Here is a 22425-nt window from a genome sequence, read left to right as displayed (position 1 = left end):
CTAGTCTTGGGCGCATGACTGATCTCGCCCAGAACCTGCCCGCCCCCCGTGTGCCCGACAAGCCGGTGCTCGAGGGGCTCGAGGTAGCCTGGGCCGAGAAGTGGAAGCAGCAGGGCACGTTCGCGTTCGTGCGACCCGAATCGCGCGAGCAGGTGTTCTCGATCGACACTCCCCCGCCGACTGTCTCGGGCTCGCTGCACGTGGGCCACGTGTTCAGCTACACCCACACCGACCTGGTGGCGCGCTACCAGCGCATGCGCGGCAAGCACGTCTTCTATCCCATCGGCTGGGACGACAACGGCCTGCCGACCGAGCGGCGGGTGCAGAACTACTACGGCGTGCGCTGCGACCCCAGCATCGCCTACGACCCGGACTTCACCCCGCCGGCCAAGCCCGACCCGAAGAGGCAGGTGCCGATCAGCCGGCGCAACTTCATCGAGCTGTGCCACGAGCTGACGGCCGTCGACGAGCAGGCCTTCGAAGACCTGTGGCGCCGCGTCGGCCTTTCCGTCGACTGGGATTCGGTCTACACCACCATCTCTGAGGAGGCGCAGCGCATCGCCCAGCTGGCGTTCGTGCGCAACCACGACCGCGGCGAGGCGTACATGTCCGAGGCACCGACGATGTGGGACGTGACGTTCCAGACCGCGGTGGCCCAGGCCGAGCTCGAGGCCCGCGAATACCCGGGTGCCTACCACCGCGTGGCCTTCCACCGACCTGACGGTGAGCCGGTCCACATCGAGACGACCCGTCCCGAACTGCTGCCGAGCGTGGTCGCGCTGATCGCCCATCCCGACGACGAGCGCTACCAGCCGCTGTTCGGCACCACCGTGACCTCGCCCATCTTCGGTGTCGAGATCCCCGTGGTGGCGCACCCGGCCGCCGAGCCCGACAAGGGCGCCGGCATCGCGATGTGCTGCACGTTCGGCGACCTGACCGACGTGGTCTGGTGGCGCGAGCTCAACCTGCCCACCCGCACCGTGATCAACCGCGACGGGCGCCTGCAGGCCGAGGCCCCCGAGTGGCTGGTCAACGCGGACTTCTATGCCGAGATGGCCGGCAAGACCACGTTCAGCGCCCGCGAGGCGATCGTGGCGAAGCTGCGCGAGACCGGTGACCTGGACGGCGAGCCGAAGCCGACGCAGCGCATGGCGAACTTCTATGAGAAGGGTGACAAGCCGCTCGAGATCGTCTCGACCCGCCAGTGGTACATCGCCAACGGCGGCCGCGACGAGGCGCTGAAGCAGACCCTGCTGCAGCGCGGCAGTGAGATCGCGTGGACCCCCGAACACATGCGCCACCGCTACGACAACTGGGTCGGCGGCCTCAACGGCGACTGGCTGATCAGCCGCCAGCGGTTCTTCGGCGTGCCGTTCCCGGTCTGGTACCCGCTCGACGCCGATGGGGAGCCCGACTACAGCGCACCCATCGTCGCGGACGTCGCAGAGCTGCCCGTTGACCCGCAGTCGTCCGTCCCGGCAGGCTATGCCGAATCGCAGCGTGGGCAGGCCGGTGGCTTCATCGGCGACCCCGACGTGATGGACACCTGGGCGACGTCGTCGCTGACCCCCCAGATTGCCTGCGGGTGGCAGCGTGATGACGAGCTGTTCGGGCTGACGTTCCCCATGGACATGGCGCCGCAAGCCCACGACATCATTCGCACCTGGCTGTTCAGCCGCGTCGTCCGGGCCAACTTCGAGTTCGGCGAGGTGCCGTGGAAGCGGGCCACCATCTCAGGCTTCGTGGTCGACCCCGACCGCAAGAAGATGAGCAAGTCCAAGGGCAACGTGGTGGTGCCGACCGAGATCCTCGACAAGTACGGCGCCGATGCGGTGCGTTGGCGTGCGGCGATGGCGCGTCCGGGCATGGACTCGCCGTTCGACGAAACCCAGATGAAGGTCGGACGACGCCTCGCCATGAAGGTGCTGAACGCCTCGAAGTTCGTGCTCGGCGACATCACGGCCAAGGTGGGCGGCACCACCGCTGCTGATGTGGTCGAACCCGTCGACCTGGCCCTGCTGGCGTCGCTGGCGCAGACCGTGACGAAGGCGACCGACGCCTTCGAGGCGTTCGATTACACCAGCGCGCTCGAGGCCGCCGAGGCCACGTTCTGGGCGTTCTGCGACGACTACCTCGAACTGGTCAAGGAGCGTGCCTACGGTGCCCGCGGCGAAGCCCCGGCCAAGTCGGCGGTGGCGACGCTCACGCTGGCACTGGACGTGATGCTGCGGCTGCTGGCACCGTTCCTGCCGTTCGTGACCGAAGAAGTGTGGTCGTGGGGCCACGAGGGTTCGGTGCACCACGAGGCATGGCCGACCGTCGACGAACTGCCGGGCGGCGGCGAGATCGCGGTGCTGGACGACGTGGCTGCGGCGCTCATCGGCATCCGCGGCGCGAAGTCGACGGCGAAGGTCTCAATGAAGACCGAGGTCACGCGCGCCGTGTTCAGCGGCGAGTCCGGCTCGCTGGCGCGGCTGCGGCTCGTCGAGGACGACCTGCGGGCCGTCGGCCGGATCACCGGTGAGGTGGCCTGGGTCGAGGCTGAGGGTCCGGTGAGCGTCGAGGTCGAGCTGGCTGTCACGGAGTGATCGCGGCCGTACCCTGAGTGGTATGGCCAGGAAGCTCCCCGACAAGAACCAGATTGCGGCGGCGAGCACGCTCATCGTCGTCGGCGCCGAGGCGGCCCACAAGGCCTGGGAGGCACTGAACAAGGACGACCGCGTCAGCGATGCCCTGCGCGGGCTGGGCGCGAAGTTGAAGGCGAGCGCGAGCGTGCGCTCGCCCGAGGCGCGGCTGCTGAAGCAGCTCGACCTGATCGATGAGTACGCCCTGAAACTGGGTGCCCACCCGGCGGGCGCCGACCGTGCGACGGCATGGCTGCAGGAATCGTCGTCCATCAGGGCGAAACTGCCGCTGGTGCAGGCGCAGCCGGGCCGTCAGGGCAAGGTGAACCTCAAGCAGCTGCGGGCGCGGGCGTCCGGCCTGTTGACCGAGATCATCACCTCGGACCTGGCGCCGGACGACCCGCTGGGCTGAGCCCTACTTGCGGCCCTTGGCGTACAGCTCCTCGATCACCGGGGCCATTGCCTCGATGAACTTCGGGCGCTTCAGCTTCATGGTCGCGGTGGTGTAGCCCGCGTCCTCGCTGACATCGGCCACGATCACGGCGTAGTCGTCGATGCGCTCGGCATGGTTGCCGCCCTTGTTCGCGTCGTTGACAATCGTCTGCACGGCGGCCAGCAGCTGCTCGTCCGTAACCCGCTCGCCGGGCACCGGCGGGGCCACCTGCCACTTGTTCTCGAGGTCGGCGCGGTTGTTGGTCTTGGCCCATTCCTTCACCGCGGCCAGGTCGAGCACCAGCAGCGCGACCGGGTGCGGGCGCTTGTCGCCGACGACGACGGCATTCGCGACCAGACCGCCGCGCTCGACAACGCCCTGCCAGCGCTGGGGCGAGATGTTCTTGCCCGAGTCGGTGATGATCATGTCTTTGGCGCGGCCCGTGATGAACAACCGGCCGTCGGCATCGAGCCGGCCCAGGTCACCAGTCGGGAAGAACCCGTCCTCGGTGAACTCACGCCCGTCGTAGTTGTGGTAGCCGGCGAACACGCCCAGCCCCTTGACCTCGATCTCGCCGTCGTTCGAAATGCGCGCGGTCGAACCGGGCAGCGGCGTGCCGACCGAACCGAGCAGGGCATGGTTCGGGAAGTTCAGGGTGAAGGGCGCGGTCGTCTCGGTCAGGCCGTAGCCCTCGAGCACCTGAATGCCGGCGCCATGGAAGAACTCGCCCAGGTGCTTGTCGAGCGGGGCAGCACCGCTCACCATGAACTGCAGTCGGCCGCCGAGGGTCTCGCGGATGCGCGAATAGAACAGCTTGTCGAACACCTTGTACTGGGCCTTCAGTGCCAGCGAGGCCTTGTCGTCCTGGCCCGCATCGAGCTTCTGGATGTGCTGTGCCCACTCGATGGCGACCTTCTCGGCCTGGTCGAAGACCTTGCCCATCTTCTTGCCCTCAGCGGTCTTGCGCACCCCGGCGAGCACCTTGGCCATGACGCGCGGCACCACCACCATGAAGGTGGGCTTCGCCTCAGACAGTGTGGCGACGACGCGGCTGGCGTCGCGCACGTGGGTGATGGCCGTGCCACCCCAGAACGCCGCCAGCTGCACGAACCGGGCGAGGATGTGTGCCAGCGGCAGCATCAACACCGTCGATGCCTCATCGTGCAGGATCTGGGGAAGCGCGTCGACAGCGTTCACCGCCAGGTGGGCCAGGTTGGCGTGGGTGATCTCGGCGCCACGGGGGTCGGACATGGTGCCCGAGGTGTAGACAAGGCTGGCGATGGTTTGCGGGGTCGCGAGCGCCTCGCGCTCGGCCAGCTGCTCATCGGTGACATCGGCACCGAGGGCCCGGAACTGTTCGAAGGTGTTCTCGTTGCCGTCGATGATGCGCCACACCGGCGCCTGCCGCCCGTTGGCGGCGAGCGCGTCACCCAGCAGCTTCACGTGGCGCCCGGTCTCACCGAAGGCAAGCTTGACGTCGGCATCGCTCAGGATGAACGCTGCCTGCTCGACAGAACTCGTCTCATAGATCGGCACGACGACACCACCGGCGAACAGCACGGCGAAGTCGATGACGGTCCACTCATAGCGGGTGGCTGACGTGATGGCAACATGCTCGCCCGGCTGGATGCCCGCGGCGATCACAGCCTTGGCGGTCCGGGTGATGTCATCGAGGAACTGCGCGGCGGTGACGTCGTGGTAGGCGCGGTCACGCAGCACGCGGAACGAAACTCGCTCCGGGCTCATCTGCACGCGGCGGCGCACCAGCTGCTGCACGCTGCGCACATCGTCGACGTTCACGGCCAGCGGGACGGTCTTCTCCACGGTGATTCCCTCCAGGTTGCACGGCCCACATCGCACGGCCGGGTTCCGCACCAGCCTACCGATGCCATGTCCCGTGACGCCGATGTTTCGCCCGCGATTGTGCCCAGAGGTTTGTGAGAAGTCCACAACCTGCGCGGTGTCAGTCCATGGGGATTGCGGCGCGTGCGGCCGGTACCCGGTCAAGGTCCAGGTCCGCGACCATCAGGTCGTCGTTCGCCCCCAGCTTCGCCACCACCTCGCCCAGTGGGCCGGCGACCAGCGAATAGCCGACGCCGAGCGGTGCCCGCGACTTGGGGTTGTCGTCGGGGTTCGGGTCGCCCGCCTGGTCAGCCCCGAGGACGAAGGCCTGGGCGTCCATGGCCCGGGCCCTGACGAGGAGTTGCCACTGGTCGACCTTCTGCGGACCGGGGGCCCAACTGGTGGGCAGGCAGACCACCTCGGCACCGGCCCGACGCAGGTTGATGAACTGTTCGGCGAAGCGCACGTCGTAGCAGGTTGCCAGGCCGATGCGGGTGCCGAGGGCCTCGAACGTGACCAGGTCCGTGCCCGCCTTGACCGTCTTCGACTCCTGCGAGCCGAAGGAGTCATAGAGGTGCTGCTTGCGGTAGTGGTGCACCCGGTCGCCGTCGGTGGCGATGACCGTGTTGTGCACGCGTCCGTCGTCCGCGGGTTCGAACATGCCCGCGACCACCCAGACGCCGTGGGCCGCAGCCACCTCGCGGGCGCGGGTGACGAACGGGCCGTCGAGGGTCTGGGCGAGCGGTGCGAGCTTCACCGTGAAGTTGGCCATCATGGCCTCGGGGAACACCACCAGTTGGGCGCCCGCGTCAGCCGCCCGCGCCGCCCACTCGGCGACGAGGCCGGCGTTGATGCCCGGGTCGGGCGTACTGCGCAGTTGGGCGGCAGCAACCCGCATGGTGGCCATCGTCAGCCAGCCATCACTCAGGCCGACATCTCACGGCGCTGCGCGAGTTTGGCGCGCGGCAGCAGCGTCGGCTTCTCGGTGCCCTCGATCACACCGGGGGTGATCAGCACACCGGCCACACCGGTCTGGCTGGGCACCTCGAACATCACATCCAGCAGCGCCTCTTCGAGGATGGCACGCAGCCCGCGGGCGCCGGTGCCACGGTGCAGCGCCTTCTCGGCGACCGCATCGATGGCCTCGGGCGTGAATTCCAGGTGCACCCCGTCGAGTTCGAACAGCTTGCGGTACTGCTTGACCAACGCATTGCGCGGCTCTTCGAGGATCCTGGTGAGCGAGTCCTTGTCGAGCGGGGTCACCGTCGAGATGATCGGCAACCGGCCGATGAATTCGGGGATCAGGCCGAACTGGTGCAGGTCTTCGGGCGTGACCTGCGACATCAGGTCGTCGTCAGAGACCTTGCGCACGGCGTCCTGGTTGCTGAAGCCGAGCGGGCGCTTGCCGACCCGCTGGCCGATGATGTGGTCGAGCCCCGAGAACGCGCCACCGACCACGAACAGGATGTTCGAGGTGTCGATCTGCAGGAACTCCTGGTGCGGGTGCTTGCGGCCGCCCTGCGGCGGCACCGAGGCGACCGTGCCCTCGATGATCTTCAGCAGCGCCTGCTGCACGCCCTCACCGGACACGTCCCGCGTGATCGACGGGTTCTCGGCCTTGCGGGCGACCTTGTCGATCTCGTCGATGTAGATGATGCCCGTCTCGGCCTTCTTGATGTCGAAGTCTGCGGCCTGGATGAGCTTGAGCAGGATGTTCTCGACGTCCTCGCCGACATAGCCCGCCTCGGTGAGCGCGGTCGCATCGGCCATGGCGAACGGCACGTTGAGCTTCTTGGCGAGCGTCTGGGCCAGGTAGGTCTTGCCGCAGCCCGTCGGGCCAATCAGCAGCACATTCGACTTGCCCAGTTCGACACCGTCGTCCTCGGCACGGCGCGGGGTGCCGGACGACTGGGCCTGGACACGCTTGTAGTGGTTGTACACCGCGACGGCCAGTGCGCGCTTGGCAGCATCCTGACCGATGACGTACTCGTCCAGGAAGTCCCGGATCTCGACAGGGCGCGGCAGTTCTTCGAGCAGGCCGACGTCAGCGGCCTCCGAGAACTCCTCCTCGATGATCTCGAGGCACAACTCGATGCACTCGTCGCAGATGTAGACGCTCGGACCGGCGATCAGGCGCTTGACCTGCTTCTGACTCTTGCCGCAGAACGAACACTTGAACAGGTCGCTGGTCTCCCCCACGCGAGCCATGACGTCCACCTCCTCTTCGGTGACATTCATTCGATGACGAGTTGATCATGATGATCACTCGGTACCCCCACCCTAGCTGTTGGTGGGCGTGTGACTGGGCAGCGGCTGACGCTGAGTCCCCATCGTGACCTGGTGGCGGCGGTGCGCCGCCACCAGAACACGTTGTCTCTGTGGCCCTGGGGCTCAGAGGTCCTTCAGCGAGGTCAGGATGTCGTCGATGATGCCGTACTCGACTGCCTCTTCGGCGGTCAGGTACTTGTCACGTTCGATGTCCTTGCTGACCTTCTCGACCGGCTGGCCGGTGTCGGTGGCCAGCATGTTTTCCATCAGTGCACGGATGCGCAGGATCTCGCGGGCCTGGATCTCGAGGTCGGAGCTCTGGCCGTAGCCACCCTCAGTCGCCGGCTGGTGGATCAGGATGCGCGAGTTCGGCAGGGCCAGGCGCTTGCCCTTGGTGCCGGACGCGAGCAGCACGGCGGCGGCCGAGGCGGCCTGGCCGAGGCACACGGTCTGCACATCGGGCTTGATGTAGCGGATCGTGTCGTAGATCGCGGTCAGCGCGGTGAACGATCCGCCGGGCGAGTTGATGTAGATCGAGATCTGGCGGTCGGCGTCCATCGACTGCAGGCACAGCAGCTGGGCCATGACCGCATTGGCGATGTCATCGGTGATCGGGGTGCCGAGGAAGATGATGCGGTCCTCGAACAGCTTGGTGTAGGGGTCGACGCGGCGCACGCCGTAGCTGGTGCGCTCTTCCCACTGCGGGATGTAGTAGTCCATCGACGGGCCCTGGGGGGCCATGCCGCCGGGCAGCTGGGAAGCGTTCATGAGAGGCAGAGTCATCGTTGCTTCCTTACTGGTTCGGGGAGTCGGTCTTGATCTGGCTGGCCCGCTCGTAGACGTGGTCGATGAACCCGTATTCGAGTGCCTGCTCAGCGGTGAACCAGCGGTCGCGGTCGGAATCGGCCTCGATCTGTTCGAGCGTCTGGCCGGTGTGCTGGGCGATCAGCTGAGCCATCGTCGACTTGATGTGCAGCGACTGCTCGGCCTGGATGCGGATGTCAGAGGCGGTGCCGCCGAGTCCGCCCGAGGGCTGGTGCATCATGATGCGGCTGTGCGGCAGCGCGAAGCGCTTGCCGGGGGTGCCCGCCGACAGCAGGAACTGGCCCATCGATGCGGCCAGGCCCATGGCCACCGTGGCCACGTCATTGCTGATCCACTGCATGGTGTCGAAGATCGCCATGCCGGAGTCGACCGAACCGCCGGGCGAGTTGATGTAGAGGTAGATGTCCTTCTCGGGGTCCTCGGCATTGAGCAGGAGCATCTGGGCGCAGATGGCGTTCGCGTTCTCGTCCTTGACCTCAGAGCCCAGGAAGATGATGCGGTTGGCCAGCAGCGACTGGTAGACGTTGTCGGTCATCCCGAGGCCGCCGCCACCGGCGGCGGCCTTGATGGTCTTTTCTGGAATGTTCACGTCTAAGAACCTACCCGGTGGCTCTGACAAAACCCGCGCACATGACGGGTGTTCGCCAGAGGCGTTCAGGTCACAGGTCAGTCGCGGGCCCGGGTGTACGTCGGCTCGTCGACCGGCTCCGGGTCGATCGCGTCCTCGGGGCGCGACGAGATCAGCGCATTGACCCAGCGCGACCCCGGGTGGGGGTCGATGAGCAGTGCCTTGACCAGCAGCGACATCGGCAGGGCGAGCAGGGCCCCGAGCGGTCCGAGCACTGCTGTCCACAACAGCAGCGAGATGAACGACAGCGTCGGGGTCAGGCCCACCGCGTTGCCCGCGAACTTCGGCTGGATGATCGACTGCACCACAAAGTTCAGCACCGAATAGGCGATGACGACCGCGAGCGCCGTCTTGGGGCCTGAGTCGAACAGGGCCAGTAGCGCCGGCGGCACCAGACCAATGACGAAGCCGATGTTGGGGATGTAGTTGGTGAGGAAGCTGAAGATGGCCCACACGAGCGCCAACGGCACGCCCAGGCCGAGCAGCACGGCGCCGTCGAGCACCGCGACGATGAGGCCGAAAACGGTCGTGATGACCCAGTACTTGCGGATTCCCGCCGAGAAGTTGCCGAGCGCGTCGATGAACCGGCCATGGCTGCGGCCCGCCAGTGCCAGCCGGTCCTGCACCTGCGAGGTGTCCATCACCATGAAGATCAGTGCCGTCACCATCACGACGATGGTCGAACCGACGCTGCCGACGTCAGACAGCAGGCCGGTCGCGAAACCCGCGATCGATTTCGGGTCGATGCTCATGATCTGGTCCTTGAGCATCTCTTCCGACAGCCCCAGCCCTTCGAGGAAGGTGATGGTCTGGGCGTACATCGTGTTGAACTGCTCCTGGTATTCGGGCAGCTTCGTCACCATGGCCGCCACCGACCAGTACAGGCCGAACAGGAACGCCAACAGGATCGCGATCACCAGCAGGCCTGAGACCATGCTGGCCACCACGCTGGGCACCTTGCGCCCCACCAGCCAGCGATAGACCGGGTAGACCGTGATCATCAGGTTCAGCGTGAAGAAGATGGGCGCAAGCAGGCCGTTGTAGGTCGTCATCAGCCACAACGACAGGCCGATTGCCGCGAGCACGATGGCGACATTGACGAACGGCGGTCCCTGCTTGCGAGCGGCCTTGTCGACGGGCTGCTCCCCCGGGTCGGCAGTCGCGGTCGGCGCCGTCGGTGCAGGTGGCGTGCGCTCGGCCACGGCGTCCGTGGCAGTCGGCGTGGGCGTGGGCGGCGTCGGGGGTGGCGTGGGCGGCGTGGACGACGTCGACGCGGCGGGCGTGGCGGCCGGTTCGGCGGCAGAAGGAGCCTTCGCCCCGAACACGCCCTTTGCCCAACGTCCGAGCTGGTTCATGCAACCCCCATCGTTCTTCGCGCGAACGCGCGTGTGCGGTCCCCATCTTGGCAGATGGCAGAAGCACTGCGCGGATACGACAACTGCCGCCCCCCTGGGGGAGCGGCAGTTGTGGCGGGTCTGATCAGGCCTCGTCAGCCTCGGCCTTCTTGGCAGGCTTCACGGCGGTGGTGCCGGTGGGTGCGCTCGCAGCAGCCGACGCCTTCTTGGTGGCCTTCTTGGCCGGCTTGGCCTCTTCGGCCTGCTCGGCGGGCTCGTCCTCGACAACCTCGGTGTCCTCGACCAGGCTGCCGTCCTGCTGCAGGCGGGTCAGGTCGACGACCTCGCCGTTGGCGTCCTTGATGGTGGCGGCGTTGACGATCTCGGTCAGGGCCTTGTTGCGGCGCACCTCGAGCATCCACTCCTGGGTGTGGTTGTGCTCCATCATGTGCTGCATCTCCTGCTCGGGAGTGCTGCCGTTCTGGGCTGCCTTGGCGAAGATCAGCTGGGTCAGCTCTTCCTGGCCCACCCCGATCTCGGTCTCGTCAGCCAGCTTGTCGAGCACGACCTGGGCACGCAGGGCGTCGAGCGAGCGCTTCTGGATGGTGGTCCAGAACTCCTCGGCGGTGTCGGCCTCTTCGTCCGATTCGGCCAGGTAGCGCTCGAGGGTGAGACCCGCCTGGGCCAGCTGGGAGTTGATCTGCTGCTGGCGCGCCTCGAAGTCGCCGGTCACCAGCGCCTCGGGCAGCTCGAAGTCGGTCTTGGCGAGCACGGCCTCGAGCACCTTGTCGCGGGCCTGGGTGGCCTGCTCGAGGCGGGCCTGGCGCACGATGGCGTCAGACAGGTCGGCCTTCATCTCGTCGACGGTGTCGAACTGGCTGACCATCTGGGCGAAGTCGTCGTCGAGCTCGGGCAGTTCCTGCTCGGCGACCTTGGTCACGGTCAGCTCGATCTCGGCCTGCTCGTCCTTGTGGGCGCCGCCGACCAGGGTCGAGGTGAAGGTGGCGGTCTCACCGGCCTTCAGACCGGTCGCGGCCTCGTCGAGGCCGTCGAGCATGCCGCCCGAGCCCAGCTTGTAGTTGACGCCGGTGGCCGATGCCTCGTCGAGGGGCTCACCGTTCTGCGAACCGGCCAGGTCGAGGGTGACGACGTCGCCCTCGGCGGCAGCGCGGTCGACCTCGGTGTTTGTGGCGAAGCGCGAGCGCAACATCTCGATGCGCTCGGCCAACTGCTCGTCGCCGACCTCGAGCACGTCGACCTCGGCGGTGATGCCGCTGAAGTCGGGCAGGTCGAACTCGGGGCGCACGTCGACCTCGGCGGTGAACTCGACCAGGTCACCGTCCTCGAGCTTGGTCACGTCAACATCGGGCTGGCCCAGCGGCACCAGCTCGTGCTCGGCCACGGCTGCGGCGTAGGCATCGGGCAATGCCGAGTTGATGGCCTGCTCGAGCACGGCACCACGGCCGAAGCGCTGGTCGATGACGCGCGCGGGCACCTTACCCTTGCGGAAGCCGGGGACGGTCACCTGCGAGCCGATCTCGGCGTAGGCCTTGTCGAGGGCCGGCTTGAGTTCGCTGAAGGGCAACTCGATGGTGAGCTTCACCCGGTTCGGGCTGAGCTGCTCAAGGGTGCTGGGCACGTGTTCTCCTGGATGGGTGTTCATGGGAGCCCGACAGGGCTGACCCGCCAAGCTTAGCGATGTAGCCCCGAGGCCGACCAATCACGCCGGGTGGAGCGGATGACGGGAATCGAACCCGCGTAGCTAGTTTGGAAGACTAGGGCTCTACCATTGAGCTACATCCGCGCGCTGCACCCGCACCGGCGGATTCAGCGCGCCCAGTATGCCACGGCTCAGGCCTGATACGTAAACGGGAACCCGTCGCGCCACGTCACCTGCAGCACCAACTTCTGCGCCGACGTCTTCGGGTAGGCGAGCTTGAACGTGCGTTCGGCCCCGGCGGCCAGCATGCCGGTGGGCAGCCCCACCCCCTGCGCGGGATCCGTCACCGACTCGACCGGATTGCCGTCGAGGGTGGCCGCGAAGTACCAGAACTCGAGCGGCTGCGCCGCCGGTGCCCCGTTGTGGACGGTCACGGTCAGCACCACGTACTGCCCGCCACCGCCAGTGCTCGGCGTGAACGGCACCGGCTGCGAAATCCGGATGGCTGTCTTGTCAGCCCAGGTCGTGACCTGGCCGAAGTCCTTGGTGCGTGGCCCGGTCGTGGGGTCGACAGGTCGTCCACGCAGGCCACCGGTGTCAGCGGTCGTGGTGGACGACTTCGACGGTGCGGCCGTGGTGGTTCGCGGGGCCGAAGAAGTCGGCGCAGCGCTGGTGGACGTAGTGCTCGCGGGCGCAGCCGAGCTCGGCACCGCCTGCGAGGCCGGCGCGCTCTGGCTGGTCGGCTGCTGGGTCGCAACGACCGGTGTCGCGTCGACCTTGTCCTGCGAGGTGCAGCCTGCGAGGACGAGCGCAGCGGCCAGCACTGCGGCTGCGAGGTGGGACGACGTCATGCGGCCAGAGTACTCAGCCCCGGACGTAGCCCTCGAGCTGGTCGCGTTCAACCTGCAGTTCGTCCAGCCGGTTCTTGACGACGTCACCGATCGAGACGATCGCGACCATCACGCCGGCGTCGACCACGGGCAGGTGGCGCACCCGCCGGTCGGTCATGGTGCGGGCGATGACCTCGAGTTCGTCCTGCAGCCCGCAGGTGAACACTTCGCGCGTCATGACGTCTGACACCGGACGTGCCGACGCGCCTTCCTGGCGCACCAGCGGCACCAGGTCGCGTTCAGAGACGATGCCGTCAACGCGGCCATCGCCGTCCGACACCACGACGGCGCCGATGTGGTGCTTCTCGAGCAGATCCAACAGTTCCCCGACGGTGGCATCGGAGCGGATCGTGACAACCTCGCGTCCCTTGCGGCGGACCACCTCGTCGATACGCATGTCTGATCGTAGAACGGTGGGGGCGGGGTGCGGGTGCGTGCTGGGCAAGTCTTTCGGGGAAACTTGGGTTTCGGGGCCCATTTACCGCTCAGAGGTTCAGGTGCATCCGCAGTGCATCGTCCACCTGCACCATGACGGCCGTCGGCACCCGTCCCACGACCGCGCCCACCCGCGTGACGGCGACCGATCGAACCTGTTCGGCCTGGGCCTTGGAGTCACGCGACAGGCCGGTGTCATCCGCAAGCAACAGCACCTGGAACGGATGGATTCGTTCCACATTGCTGGTGATCGGCACGATGGTGACAACACCACGGCCCAACCGTTCGGACACCTGATTGGCGCTGTCATTGCTCACGATCACTGCCGGTCTGCGCTTGTTGGCCTCACCTGGCCGCGCCGGGTCCAGGTCAACGAGCCGGATCTCACCGCGGTGCAACACTCAGCCCGTCCGATGCCGTCGAGTCCCAGACTGACCCTTCGCCTGACTCTTCCCACTCCTGGAAGGCTTCTTCGTAGTCGGTGTCCAGGTCCGCGTCGCCCAGCAGTTTGATGGCGTGCTGGATGCCCGCCGACCGCGACGGCAGACCAGCTGCTTGCACGTACTTGTCCAGGGCGGCCAACTCATCATCGGAGAGGCTCACGCTCAGTTTGATCGCACCCATGGGCCGAGTTTACTACTGCGGTGCTACCGACGCGTTGATGTGATTGGTCGGGGCGACAGGACTCGAACCTGCGGTCTCCTGCTCCCAAAGCAGGCGCGCTAGCCACTACGCTACGCCCCGAATTGCCGACGCCTCGCGTTGACAACGTCGTCCAGAGTACTGGACACCGGGAGCTCGTGACCAACCGCGCACTTGCCAGGCCCCGGGTCATCCAGGACCAGAAGCTGCACAACTGGCACCACCGCCACGACCGCAACCGCGACGGGCGGTTTCGCGTGCACAACTGGCACCACCGCCAGTTCCGCAACATCGGCCCCCGCCCGGACGAGGCATCGGCCCGGCCCTGCACAACTGGCACCACCACCAGTCCAGCCCGTCCCGGACGAGGCCGACAGGCCCAACCGTGACCTGCCCCCAGCCCGATCACACCCGATGTGACATTTGCCACGACTGCCAGCAGCACGCCCCCACACGGGCAAGGATGGTCAAATCCCTCATCCTGCTCACCGAGGAGCGCCCCACCATGACCCATTCCACCGCCTCACGTCGTACCGTGCTCGCTGCTGCGGCAGCGTCCGCCGCAGTCGCCGCCGCCGGCCTGCCCACCACTGCCCATGCCGATTCCCACCCGGTGCCCGAGCCCCTGAAGGTGCCCGAGGCGATTGGTGCGGGCGGCGCTGTCTCGTCCGTCGACCCCTATGCCAGTGCCATCGGCCTGGCCGTGCTCAGGGACGGCGGCAATGCCGTCGACGCGGCGATCGCCACGGCCGCTGCCCTTGGCCTGACCGAACCGTTCTCGTCGGGCATCGGCGGCGGCGGCTTCTTCGTCTACCGCGAGGCCCGATCCGGCAAGGTCCACACGATCAATGGCCGCGAGACCGCGCCGCAGACGTTCCACGAGCAGACGTTCACCGATGGTGCGGGCAATGCCCTGAACTTCAACGAGGTCGTCACCTCGGGCCTGTCAATCGGCACCCCCGGCACGCTGGCGACCTGGGCCGTGGCCGCGAAGCGGTTCGGCACCCGCAAACTCGGCGACCTGCTCGCGCCGGCCGAAGAACTTGCCCGTCGCGGGTTCATCGTCGACGCCAACTTTCGCAGCCACACCCTGTCGAACGCTTCGCGGCTGGCGAAGTTCACTGCCTCGGCGCAGCTGTTCCTGCCCGGCGGGGCGGCCCCGGCCATCGGCGACGTCTTCACCAACACCGACCTGGCCGACACCTACCGGCTGATCGCCCGCAAGGGCGCCCAGGAGTTCTACACCGGCGGGCTGGCCCGTGAGATCGCCGCCGAGGCCGCCAACCCCAGCACCGTTGCCGGTGTGACGGTCTACCCCGGCCAGCTGCGCGTCAACGACCTGCAGCGCTATTCGGCCCGGGTGCTCAAACCAGTCGAGAGCCAGTTCACCACCGGCGGCCGCACGCTGACCGTCAACGGCATGGGTGTGCCCAGCTCGGGCGGCATCGCGGTCGGCGAGATCCTCAACCTGATCACCGCCTATGCCGAGCGCACCGGCGTCGGGCTGTCGGCGCTGTCAGAGGTCGACTACCTGCACCGGTTCGCCGAGGCCAGCTCGACCGCGTTCGCCGACCGCAACCGCTGGGTGGGCGACGTCAAGGGTGTGCCCGTGGACGAACTGCTCAGCATGGGCTTCGCCCGTGAGCGGGCCCTGCTGTTCGACCCGACCCGGGCCCAGGCCCGGCCGATCCCGTTCGGTTCGCCCGACGGCGACTACACCATCGCCCCGCCGCTGGGCGTGGCGCAGGGTGAGCCCTACGAGGGACCGCACACCACCCACTTCAACGTGGTCGACCAGTGGGGCAATGCGGTGGCCTACACGCTGACCATCGAGGCCACGGCCGGTTCGGCGATCACGGTGCCGGGCCGCGGCTTCCTGCTCAACAACGAGCTGACCGACTTCAACTTCGTGCCGCTGACCGCCGGTGTGCCCGACCCGAACCTTCCGGGACCGGGCAAGTACCCCCGTTCGTCGATGAGCCCGACGATCATCTCGGACGCCTCGGGCCCCGTGCTGCTCGCCGGCACCCCGGGTGGCGCGACGATCATCACCACCGTGGCCCAGATCATCCTGGGCCACCTCGAACGCGGTCTGCCGCTCGTGGCCGCGGTCGCTGCCCCGCGCATCAGTTCCCGCAACGGTGCGTCGTCCGGCACCGACGGCGGGCTGTCGACGTCGGCCACCGGCGATGGGCTGCGCGCACTCGGCCACAACCTGACCAACAGCGGCACCATCGGCAACGCCTCGGGCATCGCCGTCAACGGCGACCATCTGACGGCAGCGGCCGAGACCACCCGCGGTGGCGGTGGCGCCGCCCGGGTCGTGACCCCTGCCTGACCTGCCACGAGGTCAGACGCCTGCCAACAGCCAGCCGAACGCCTCACACGCGTCCGGCTGGCTGCCGGCAGCGGCCAGCGCGCTGGCGACCAGCTTGTGCTGCACCACCTCGCGCGCTTCTGCCAGCGAGGTGGGCCAGCGGCGGGTGAAGTCCCAGTGCTCTGGGTACAGCGCCGTCAGGGTATACACCTGTGCGAGTCGCACCAGACCGACGGTCTCGCCGGGCAGCCCGGCCCCGAGCAGGCCCGCCACGCGCCACGCGAGTTCGTCCGGTTCGTCGGCGGGGTGCAGCAGGCCCGCCTCGACCTGGCACATCGCGTCCTCGACCCGGCTGAGCCCCCGCGCCGGTGCCCGCCGCGACCGCAGCGATGTGCTTGCCCGGCGGTGCTGCATCGCCAACAACCGCGCGTGGACGAGCGCGAGTTGGCTGCCGGGTTGCGTCGGCATCCGCGCCACCAGGTCGTCGAGCTCATCCCAGACGTCGGCCTCGCCGGGCTTGTCGGCGAGCCAGGCGCAGACGGCCATGACGTCCAGTGGGTGCACCGGGCCTGAGCGGGCGCAGCGTTCCTCGACGGCGGTGCGCAGGTAGTCGTCCACCTCTGCCGACCCCAGCAGTGCGGCCGAGCGGGTGACGATCCAGGCCTCCCACGGCTCGCACGTGCGCGGGTCGGTGACCTCGACGATCCGGGCAGACTCACGCTGCTGGGCCCGTTCGATGCCCTCACCCCACCAGAGCACCATGTCGGTGGTGCCCAGCCGGTTGTGCACCTGCACGAGTCGTTTGCCGGGTGGCCCGGCGATCCAGGTGTCCTCGTCCTGCTGGGTCAGCGTCACCCCCGCCGAGGTGGTCAGTGCGGCATCGGGCAGGCTGAGCACGACCTCCTGGCCCTCGGCCAGCCCCACCCGATCGGGCCACCAGGCCGGCAGCACCCGGGCGGCGTGCACGTGGTCAGCCAGCCATGCGCCGCGCCACGACACCTGGAACTGCCCCGGCCCACCGGTCGCGGACTGCGCGGGCAGCACCAGCGGGTCGGGGGTCAGCACCACCTGCCCGTCGACCACGTGCGCCTGGCCCTGCAGCTGGGTCAGCACCAACTGTTCGGCGCGCCCGGGATCGATACCGATCGAGGCCTCTCCCCCGGCGATCCAGCGGCGAGTGGGCCACGGTGCCTGGAACCGCAGCCGCGGCGCCGGCACCCGTGCTTCGGCGTCAGTGCGGTTCACCAGCGTCAGCCTGATCGTCCACGTCTCGTCGAAGACGTGGCGCAGCACGGCGGTCGCACCGCTGGGGTGCGCCCACGACAGTTCCACCTCGGCAGCCAGCACGTCGGCGTCTCCGGGCTGCCACGGTTCGGCCATCTCGATGCGCAGGTGCGCCAACAACACCTCGCCCGAGACCTGGTCGGTGACACTCTCGATGTCGCCCCGCGGGCCGGTCGCCACCTCGAGGTTCTGCCAGCTGATCACCTGCGGCGCTGGCATGTCGAGCACCAGTACAGGTTGCGGGATTCGACAATGGCCGACTTCACCGGGGTGCCACAGACATGGCACGGCTGGCCGGTGCGGCGATAGACGTAGACCTCGCCGCCGTGCACGTCATCGCGCGGCGCCCGGCCCATCGCCTCGGGCAGGTGTTCATCACGCACGGTGTCGATGCTGCCGACCTCGACCGCCCGGCGCATCAGCTGCGACAGGTCGGCATACATCGATGCCCATTCCTTGGCGCTGATGCGATTGCCGGGCGTCATGGGGTTGCGGCGGTGGCGAAACAGCACTTCGGCACGAAAAATGTTGCCGACACCGGCGGCCACCTTCTGGTCCATGAGCAGCGCGGCGATCGACTTGCCCGAGCGGCGCACCCGGGCGTAGCCCCCATCGGGGTCGGCGTCGTCCCGGATCGGATCGGGGCCGAGCGCGGCGACCACCTCGTCGCATCGTGCCGCGCTGACCAGCGCACACGTCTGTGGCCCGCGCAGGTCGGCGGCGGTCTGCCCATCGCTGATCCGCAACCGGACGATGCCCTGCGGGGGCGCGGCCGGGGCCAGGTTGAACTTGCCGATCAGGCCAAGATGAATGTGCAGGAATGTCTCGGGCAGCCCCGTGCGAAACTCGACGAACAGGTTCTTGCCGAACGATTCCGCACCGGCCAGCACGTGCCCGTCCAAAAGGGCGGCCGACTCGGCGAAACGGCCCTGCGGCGAACTGACCCCGACCTCGTGCTGGCCGAAGGTGCCGGTGAGGGCACGCGCCAAGCGGTGCGTCACATGTCCTTCCGGCACGGCCACCTCCTGGATCCCACCCGAACGCAACGGTCCGGCCAGTATTCCACGCGTAGTCTTGCGCCCATGACTGGACGCGCAGGCGCAGGCCGCACCGAGAATGGCGGCCCCCGCCGGGCAGAGGCCGGGGACCGGCGCGAATTCGGGCGCGACGGCATCACGGGCCTGGTCGAGGGCGACCGGGCGCTGCGTGCCCGCGAGGTCAGTCGCCCGACGACAGCCGACCTGGCCGCCGCCGAGTTGGTGGTCGACGACCTGGTCGCCCGGGCGCGTGGCCGACGGCGTCAGTGAGCCTCAGAGGTTGCCGGTCTCTTCGTACTTCTTGAGCATGTTGACCCGGCGGGCGTGGCGTTCCTCGTTCGTCCACGGGGTCTCGAGAAAGGCCAGCACGATCTCGAGCGACTGTTCCAGCGGCTGCATGCGCCCGCCCAGGGCGACGCAGTTGGCGTTGTTGTGCTGGCGGCCCAGGCGGGCCAGTTCGGCGTTGTAGGCCAGGGCGGCGCGCACGCCCTTCACCTTGTTGGCGGCAATCTGTTCGCCGTTGCCCGAGCCACCCAGCACGATGCCGAGCGCACCGGGCTCGGCGGCAACGGCCTCGGCGCACGGAATGACAAAGACCGGGTAGTCATCGAGGGCGTCGTACTCGGCGGCACCGTGGTCGACGACGTCATAGTCCCGGGCCTGGAGTTCCTTGACCAGGTACTCCTTCAGTTCGAACGCGGCATGGTCGGTCGCAATGTGAACACGCATGCCGCCATCTTGTCAGGTTCTGCCCGCTGCAGTCACCCCGCTACAGTCATGCAGTGACCAGCTACGACCTGCACCTGATCGACTCGTCCACCCGCACGCCCGAGACAGATGCCTGGACCCGCGCCGTGTTGCTGGGGTTCCTCGATGCAGACCCGGTCGACGCCGTGCTCGCCACGTTCGCCGAGTCCCGGGCCGCCGACGATGCCCGGTTGCGCGCCGTGCGCCCCACGGACGACCGCGACACCCTGCCGGGCCAGGTCGCGGCGCCGCTGGCGACGTTCCGCTCGTGGGACAACACCATCAACACCGGCCATGGACACCTGGAGCCGGCCAACTTCATCACCGACGTCACGGTGCGCCAGACCGAGCGGCGCCGCGGCATGCTGCGCACGATGATGATGACCGACCTGCACGAGGCCCGCGACCGCGGGCAGAGCCTGGCGGCGCTGACCGTCACCGAGGCCACCATCTATTCCCGGTTCGGGTTCGGCGTCGCCACGGCCATCCATGAACTGGCGCTCGACATCCGCCACGGCTTCGGACTGCGCCACGAGCCGGCCGGGCGGGTCGTGCACCTCGACCCCGCTGCCGAGGGCACCGCCCAGACCTGGACCCGCGTCTTCGACCAGTTCCACGCACAGACGTTCGGCTCTGCCGGTGCCAGCGCCCACCACCTTGCCGCCCTGACCGGGCGGTTCAACTGGACCGACGGCAGCGTCGACCGGGCCGTGCGCACCGTCGCCCACGTCGACGAATCGGGCGCGGTCGACGGGGTGCTCAGTTACAAGATCAACAACGGCGACGAACTGCAGGTGATTGACCTGGTGCCGCTCAACCCCGAGGCCGAGTTGGGGTTGTGGGCCTTCATCGGCCACCACGACCTGCTCGAGCGGGCGGTGTGGCGCCGCGGCAACCCCGACGGGCCGCTGCGCTGGGCGCTGACCGACTCGCGCCGGCTCAAGGTCACTGGCGTGATGGACGGCATCTGGCTGCGGGTGCTCGACATCGCCGCCGCCCTGCGGGTGCGCCACTTCGAGCGCGACGGCCGGCTGCTGGCCGGCGAGGTCGTGCTCGGCATTGACGACCCCACCGGCATCACCCCGGGCATCTGGCGGCTGGTCGTGCGCGACGGCATCGCCGAGGCCGAGCCGACCACGCACGACCCCGACGTGACGATGGGCGTCGACACGTTCGCCTCGCTGTACCTGGGTGGGGTCAGCGCCCAGGTGCTGGCTGCGGCCGGGCGGCTGCACGGTGGCCCCGCGGCTGTCGCGGCGCTCGCCGACCTGTTCGGGGTCAGCGTCGCGCCGCGCAGCCTGCGCTACTTCTGAGTCTGCGACCGGCGCTCAGACCGCCGCCGGGCCACCCTCGAGCAGCCGTACGAACCCGGCTTCGTCCAGGATCGGTCGCCCGAGCTCTTCGGCCTTCGCCGCCTTCGAGCCCGCATTGGCGCCGATCACCACGAAGTCGGTGTTCTTGCTCACCGAGCCCGAGGCCTTGCCGCCGCGGCTGATGATGGCCTCTTTCGCCCCGTCGCGACTGAACCCCTCGAGCGAACCGGTGACCACCACCGTGAGCCCCTCGAGGGTGCGCTCGATCGATGCGTCGCGCTCGTCGGCCATCCGCACGCCGTCGCGGGCCCACGCCTCGACGATCTCGACATGCCAGTCGACGTCAAACCATTCGCGGATCGACTCGGCGATCACGCCGCCGACGCCGTCGGTGGCCGCCAGCCGTTCCACGCCCGCCTGCCTGATCTCGTCCAGTGACCCGAACTCGGTGGCCAGCGCCCTGGCCGCCGTCGGCCCGACGTGGCGGATCGACAGCGCCACCAGCACCCGCCACAGCGGTTGGTGCTTGGCGTTCTCGAGGTTGGTCAGCAGCTTCGCACCGTTGGCGCTGAGCACCTGCCCGTCGACGATGCCGGGGGCGGGCACCGTATCGGGGTTGGCCAACTCGGCCTTCTTCGCCGTCCGGGTGAAGAACGGCACCTTCACCAGGTCGTCGCCGGTCAGCGAGAACAGCTCCGCCTCGTTGACCAGCGTGTGCGATGACAGCAACGCGGTCGCGGCCTCCCAACCCAGTGCCTCGATGTCGAGGGCGCCGCGTGACGACAACCCGAACAGCCGCTCGCGCAGCTGCGACGGGCACGAGCGCGCATTCGGACAGCGAATGTCTTTGTCGCCCTCTTTCTCGGGGCGCAGTTCGGCACCGCACGACGGGCAATGAGTCGGCATCACGAACTCACGTTCGGTGCCGTCGCGCAGTTCGACGACCGGCCCCAGGATCTCGGGGATGACATCACCGGCCTTGCGCAGCACCACCGTGTCACCGATCAGCACACCCTTGCGCTTCACTTCGTGTGCGTTGTGCAGGGTGGCCATGCCCACTGTCGAACCAGCGACGACCACGGGTTCCATGACGCCGAACGGTGTGACCCGGCCGGTGCGCCCGACGTTCACCTCGATGTTCAACAACTTGGTGTTCACCTCGACGGGCGGGTACTTGTAGGCAATGGCCCAGCGCGGTGCCCGGCTGGTGAAGCCGAGTTCGGCCTGCAGCGCCAACTCGTCAACCTTGACCACTGCCCCGTCGATCTCGTGCTCGACCGATTCGCGGTGTTCGCCGTAATGGGCGATGAACCCACGCACCTCGTCGGTGCTGTGCACCACCTTGTAGTGCGTCGTCGTCGGCAACCCCCAGCCCCGCAACCGCTCGTAGGCCTGCGACTGCGACGTGATCTCGAACCCCTCACGCGCACCGATTCCATGGACGAGCATGCGCAGCGGCCGGGTGGCCGTGACGGCCGGGTCCTTCTGGCGCAGCGACCCGGCGGCGGCGTTGCGGGGGTTGGCGAACGGCGCCTTGCCCGCCTCGACCAGCGAGGCGTTCAGGTCGGTGAAGCCGCCAAGGGGAAAGAAGATCTCGCCGCGCACCTCGACCAGTGCGGGGATGTCGTCGCCCGCGAGCCGGTGCGGCACCCCCCTGATCGTGCGCACGTTGCCCGTGACGTCCTCGCCGACACGCCCGTCACCGCGGGTGGCCGCGGTGACGAGGCGACCGTCGACATAGGTCAGGTTGATGGCCAGACCGTCAATCTTCGGCTCGCAGAGCCACGCCACCGCCCCGCCGTCGCCCGCACCGACATTCCCACCGACACCGCGCAGCACGCGGGCGAACCAGTCATCGAGCTCGTCTGCCGAGAAGACATTGTCGAGGCTCGTCATCTGGCGCCGGTGCGTGACCGGTGCGAAGTCGGTGGGACGGTGGGCGGCCCCGACCTGCTGGGTCGGGCTGTCAGGGGTGCGCAGTTCGGGGTGCTGGTCCTCCAGCACCACGAGCTCACGCATCCACCCGTCATACTCGGCGTCGCTGACAGTCGGCGCGTCGTGGCCATAGTAGGCCTCTTGCGCGTCGGTGATCAGCGCGACCAGGTCGGTCCAGCGGTGCCGCAGTTGCGGGTCCGGCCCCTGCACC

General features: G+C 68.2%; 21 protein-coding genes and 2 tRNA genes. 6 read left to right on the top strand and 17 right to left on the bottom strand.

Annotated features, from left to right (window positions below):
• Positions 1-14 precede the first annotated feature (14 nt).
• Together valS and ACQCX5_RS13015 are read left to right on the top strand one after the other, a co-directional pair.
• Complete coding sequence (gene valS, locus ACQCX5_RS13020) at positions 15-2588, top strand: valine--tRNA ligase (protein WP_434542469.1); 2574 nt, start codon at positions 15-17, stop codon at positions 2586-2588.
• Positions 2589-2610: 22 nt separating this feature from the next.
• The gene (locus ACQCX5_RS13015; protein WP_434542468.1) at positions 2611-3036 is read left to right on the top strand and encodes a hypothetical protein; all 426 of its coding nucleotides are present in this window, start codon (positions 2611-2613) and stop codon (positions 3034-3036) included.
• 3 nt (positions 3037-3039) lie between these two features.
• Here ACQCX5_RS13015 and ACQCX5_RS13010 read toward each other — a convergent pair whose 3' ends face one another.
• The 13 genes from ACQCX5_RS13010 to ACQCX5_RS12950 all read right to left on the bottom strand — a co-directional run bounded on the left by ACQCX5_RS13010 (position 3040) and on the right by ACQCX5_RS12950 (position 13683).
• Complete coding sequence (locus ACQCX5_RS13010) at positions 3040-4881, bottom strand: AMP-dependent synthetase/ligase (protein ID WP_434542467.1); 1842 nt, start codon at positions 4879-4881, stop codon at positions 3040-3042.
• Positions 4882-5020: 139 nt separating this feature from the next.
• The gene (locus tag ACQCX5_RS13005; protein ID WP_434542466.1) at positions 5021-5797 is read right to left on the bottom strand and encodes a nitrilase-related carbon-nitrogen hydrolase; all 777 of its coding nucleotides are present in this window, start codon (positions 5795-5797) and stop codon (positions 5021-5023) included.
• Positions 5798-5823: 26 nt separating this feature from the next.
• Complete coding sequence (gene clpX / locus ACQCX5_RS13000) at positions 5824-7107, bottom strand: ATP-dependent Clp protease ATP-binding subunit ClpX (protein WP_434542465.1); 1284 nt, start codon at positions 7105-7107, stop codon at positions 5824-5826.
• Between the two features lie 183 nt (positions 7108-7290).
• On the bottom strand, positions 7291-7950 hold the full coding sequence (locus ACQCX5_RS12995; RefSeq protein ID WP_434542464.1) for an ATP-dependent Clp protease proteolytic subunit: 660 nt from the start codon (positions 7948-7950) through the stop codon (positions 7291-7293).
• A gap of 10 nt (positions 7951-7960) precedes the next feature.
• Complete coding sequence (locus ACQCX5_RS12990; RefSeq protein ID WP_434542557.1) at positions 7961-8527, bottom strand: ATP-dependent Clp protease proteolytic subunit; 567 nt, start codon at positions 8525-8527, stop codon at positions 7961-7963.
• Positions 8528-8658: 131 nt separating this feature from the next.
• Positions 8659-9975, bottom strand: a complete 1317-nt coding sequence (locus ACQCX5_RS12985; RefSeq protein ID WP_434542463.1) for an AI-2E family transporter — start codon at positions 9973-9975, stop codon at positions 8659-8661.
• A 124-nt stretch (positions 9976-10099) separates the two neighbouring features.
• Positions 10100-11593, bottom strand: coding sequence for a trigger factor (gene tig, locus ACQCX5_RS12980; protein WP_434542462.1), 1494 nt, complete (start codon positions 11591-11593; stop codon positions 10100-10102).
• Positions 11594-11684: 91 nt separating this feature from the next.
• Positions 11685-11758, bottom strand: a tRNA-Gly gene (locus ACQCX5_RS12975).
• A gap of 47 nt (positions 11759-11805) precedes the next feature.
• Positions 11806-12465 carry a hypothetical protein gene (locus ACQCX5_RS12970; RefSeq protein ID WP_434542461.1) on the bottom strand — a complete coding sequence of 220 codons (660 nt, stop codon included), beginning with the start codon at positions 12463-12465 and terminating at the stop codon, positions 11806-11808.
• 13 nt (positions 12466-12478) lie between these two features.
• Positions 12479-12901: a CBS domain-containing protein gene (locus ACQCX5_RS12965; protein ID WP_434542460.1), complete on the bottom strand. Its 423-nt coding sequence runs from the start codon at positions 12899-12901 to the stop codon at positions 12479-12481.
• Between the two features lie 88 nt (positions 12902-12989).
• Positions 12990-13340 carry a type II toxin-antitoxin system PemK/MazF family toxin gene (locus tag ACQCX5_RS12960; protein WP_434542459.1) on the bottom strand — a complete coding sequence of 117 codons (351 nt, stop codon included), beginning with the start codon at positions 13338-13340 and terminating at the stop codon, positions 12990-12992.
• Complete coding sequence (locus tag ACQCX5_RS12955) at positions 13324-13563, bottom strand: CopG family ribbon-helix-helix protein (protein WP_434542458.1); 240 nt, start codon at positions 13561-13563, stop codon at positions 13324-13326. The genes ACQCX5_RS12960 and ACQCX5_RS12955 overlap by 17 nt, the downstream gene beginning before the upstream one ends.
• A 44-nt stretch (positions 13564-13607) precedes the next feature.
• Positions 13608-13683 (bottom strand) — tRNA-Pro (locus ACQCX5_RS12950).
• Positions 13684-13739: 56 nt separating this feature from the next.
• Between ACQCX5_RS12950 and ACQCX5_RS12945 the strand changes: the two genes are divergently transcribed.
• Positions 13740-13970, top strand: a complete 231-nt coding sequence (locus ACQCX5_RS12945; RefSeq protein ID WP_434542457.1) for a hypothetical protein — start codon at positions 13740-13742, stop codon at positions 13968-13970.
• 74 nt (positions 13971-14044) lie between these two features.
• A complete protein-coding gene (gene ggt, locus ACQCX5_RS12940; protein ID WP_434542456.1) occupies positions 14045-15919 on the top strand; it encodes a gamma-glutamyltransferase in 1875 nt (624 codons plus the stop codon).
• 12 nt (positions 15920-15931) lie between these two features.
• Here the strand turns inward: ggt and ACQCX5_RS12935 are convergent, their stop codons facing one another.
• Both ACQCX5_RS12935 and ACQCX5_RS12930 read right to left on the bottom strand, forming a co-directional pair.
• Positions 15932-17410, bottom strand: a complete 1479-nt coding sequence (locus tag ACQCX5_RS12935; protein WP_434542455.1) for a hypothetical protein — start codon at positions 17408-17410, stop codon at positions 15932-15934.
• A complete protein-coding gene (locus ACQCX5_RS12930) occupies positions 17383-18198 on the bottom strand; it encodes an Fpg/Nei family DNA glycosylase (protein WP_434542454.1) in 816 nt (271 codons plus the stop codon). Before ACQCX5_RS12930 ends, ACQCX5_RS12935 begins: the two co-directional genes overlap by 28 nt.
• Before the next feature lie 66 nt (positions 18199-18264).
• Between ACQCX5_RS12930 and ACQCX5_RS12925 the strand changes: the two genes are divergently transcribed.
• Positions 18265-18489: a hypothetical protein gene (locus tag ACQCX5_RS12925; protein ID WP_434542453.1), complete on the top strand. Its 225-nt coding sequence runs from the start codon at positions 18265-18267 to the stop codon at positions 18487-18489.
• A gap of 3 nt (positions 18490-18492) precedes the next feature.
• On the opposite strand, the gene ACQCX5_RS12920 is transcribed toward ACQCX5_RS12925, so the two are convergent.
• Positions 18493-18948, bottom strand: a complete 456-nt coding sequence (locus tag ACQCX5_RS12920; protein ID WP_434542452.1) for a ribose-5-phosphate isomerase — start codon at positions 18946-18948, stop codon at positions 18493-18495.
• A gap of 53 nt (positions 18949-19001) precedes the next feature.
• Here ACQCX5_RS12920 and ACQCX5_RS12915 point away from each other — a divergent pair, with 53 nt between their 5' ends.
• Positions 19002-20279, top strand: a complete 1278-nt coding sequence (locus ACQCX5_RS12915; RefSeq protein WP_434542451.1) for a GNAT family N-acetyltransferase — start codon at positions 19002-19004, stop codon at positions 20277-20279.
• 15 nt (positions 20280-20294) lie between these two features.
• Here the strand turns inward: ACQCX5_RS12915 and ligA are convergent, their stop codons facing one another.
• The gene (ligA, locus tag ACQCX5_RS12910; protein WP_434542450.1) at positions 20295-22424 is read right to left on the bottom strand and encodes an NAD-dependent DNA ligase LigA; all 2130 of its coding nucleotides are present in this window, start codon (positions 22422-22424) and stop codon (positions 20295-20297) included.
• Between the last annotated feature and the right edge of the window lies 1 nt (position 22425).

It is taken from the genome of Aestuariimicrobium sp. G57 (genome assembly GCF_050110855.1).
In the GTDB taxonomy this organism is placed as follows: domain Bacteria; phylum Actinomycetota; class Actinomycetes; order Propionibacteriales; family Propionibacteriaceae; genus Aestuariimicrobium.
The sequence above is the reverse complement of the archived record's forward strand: the minus strand, read 5'-3'. Positions and strand labels throughout refer to the sequence as shown.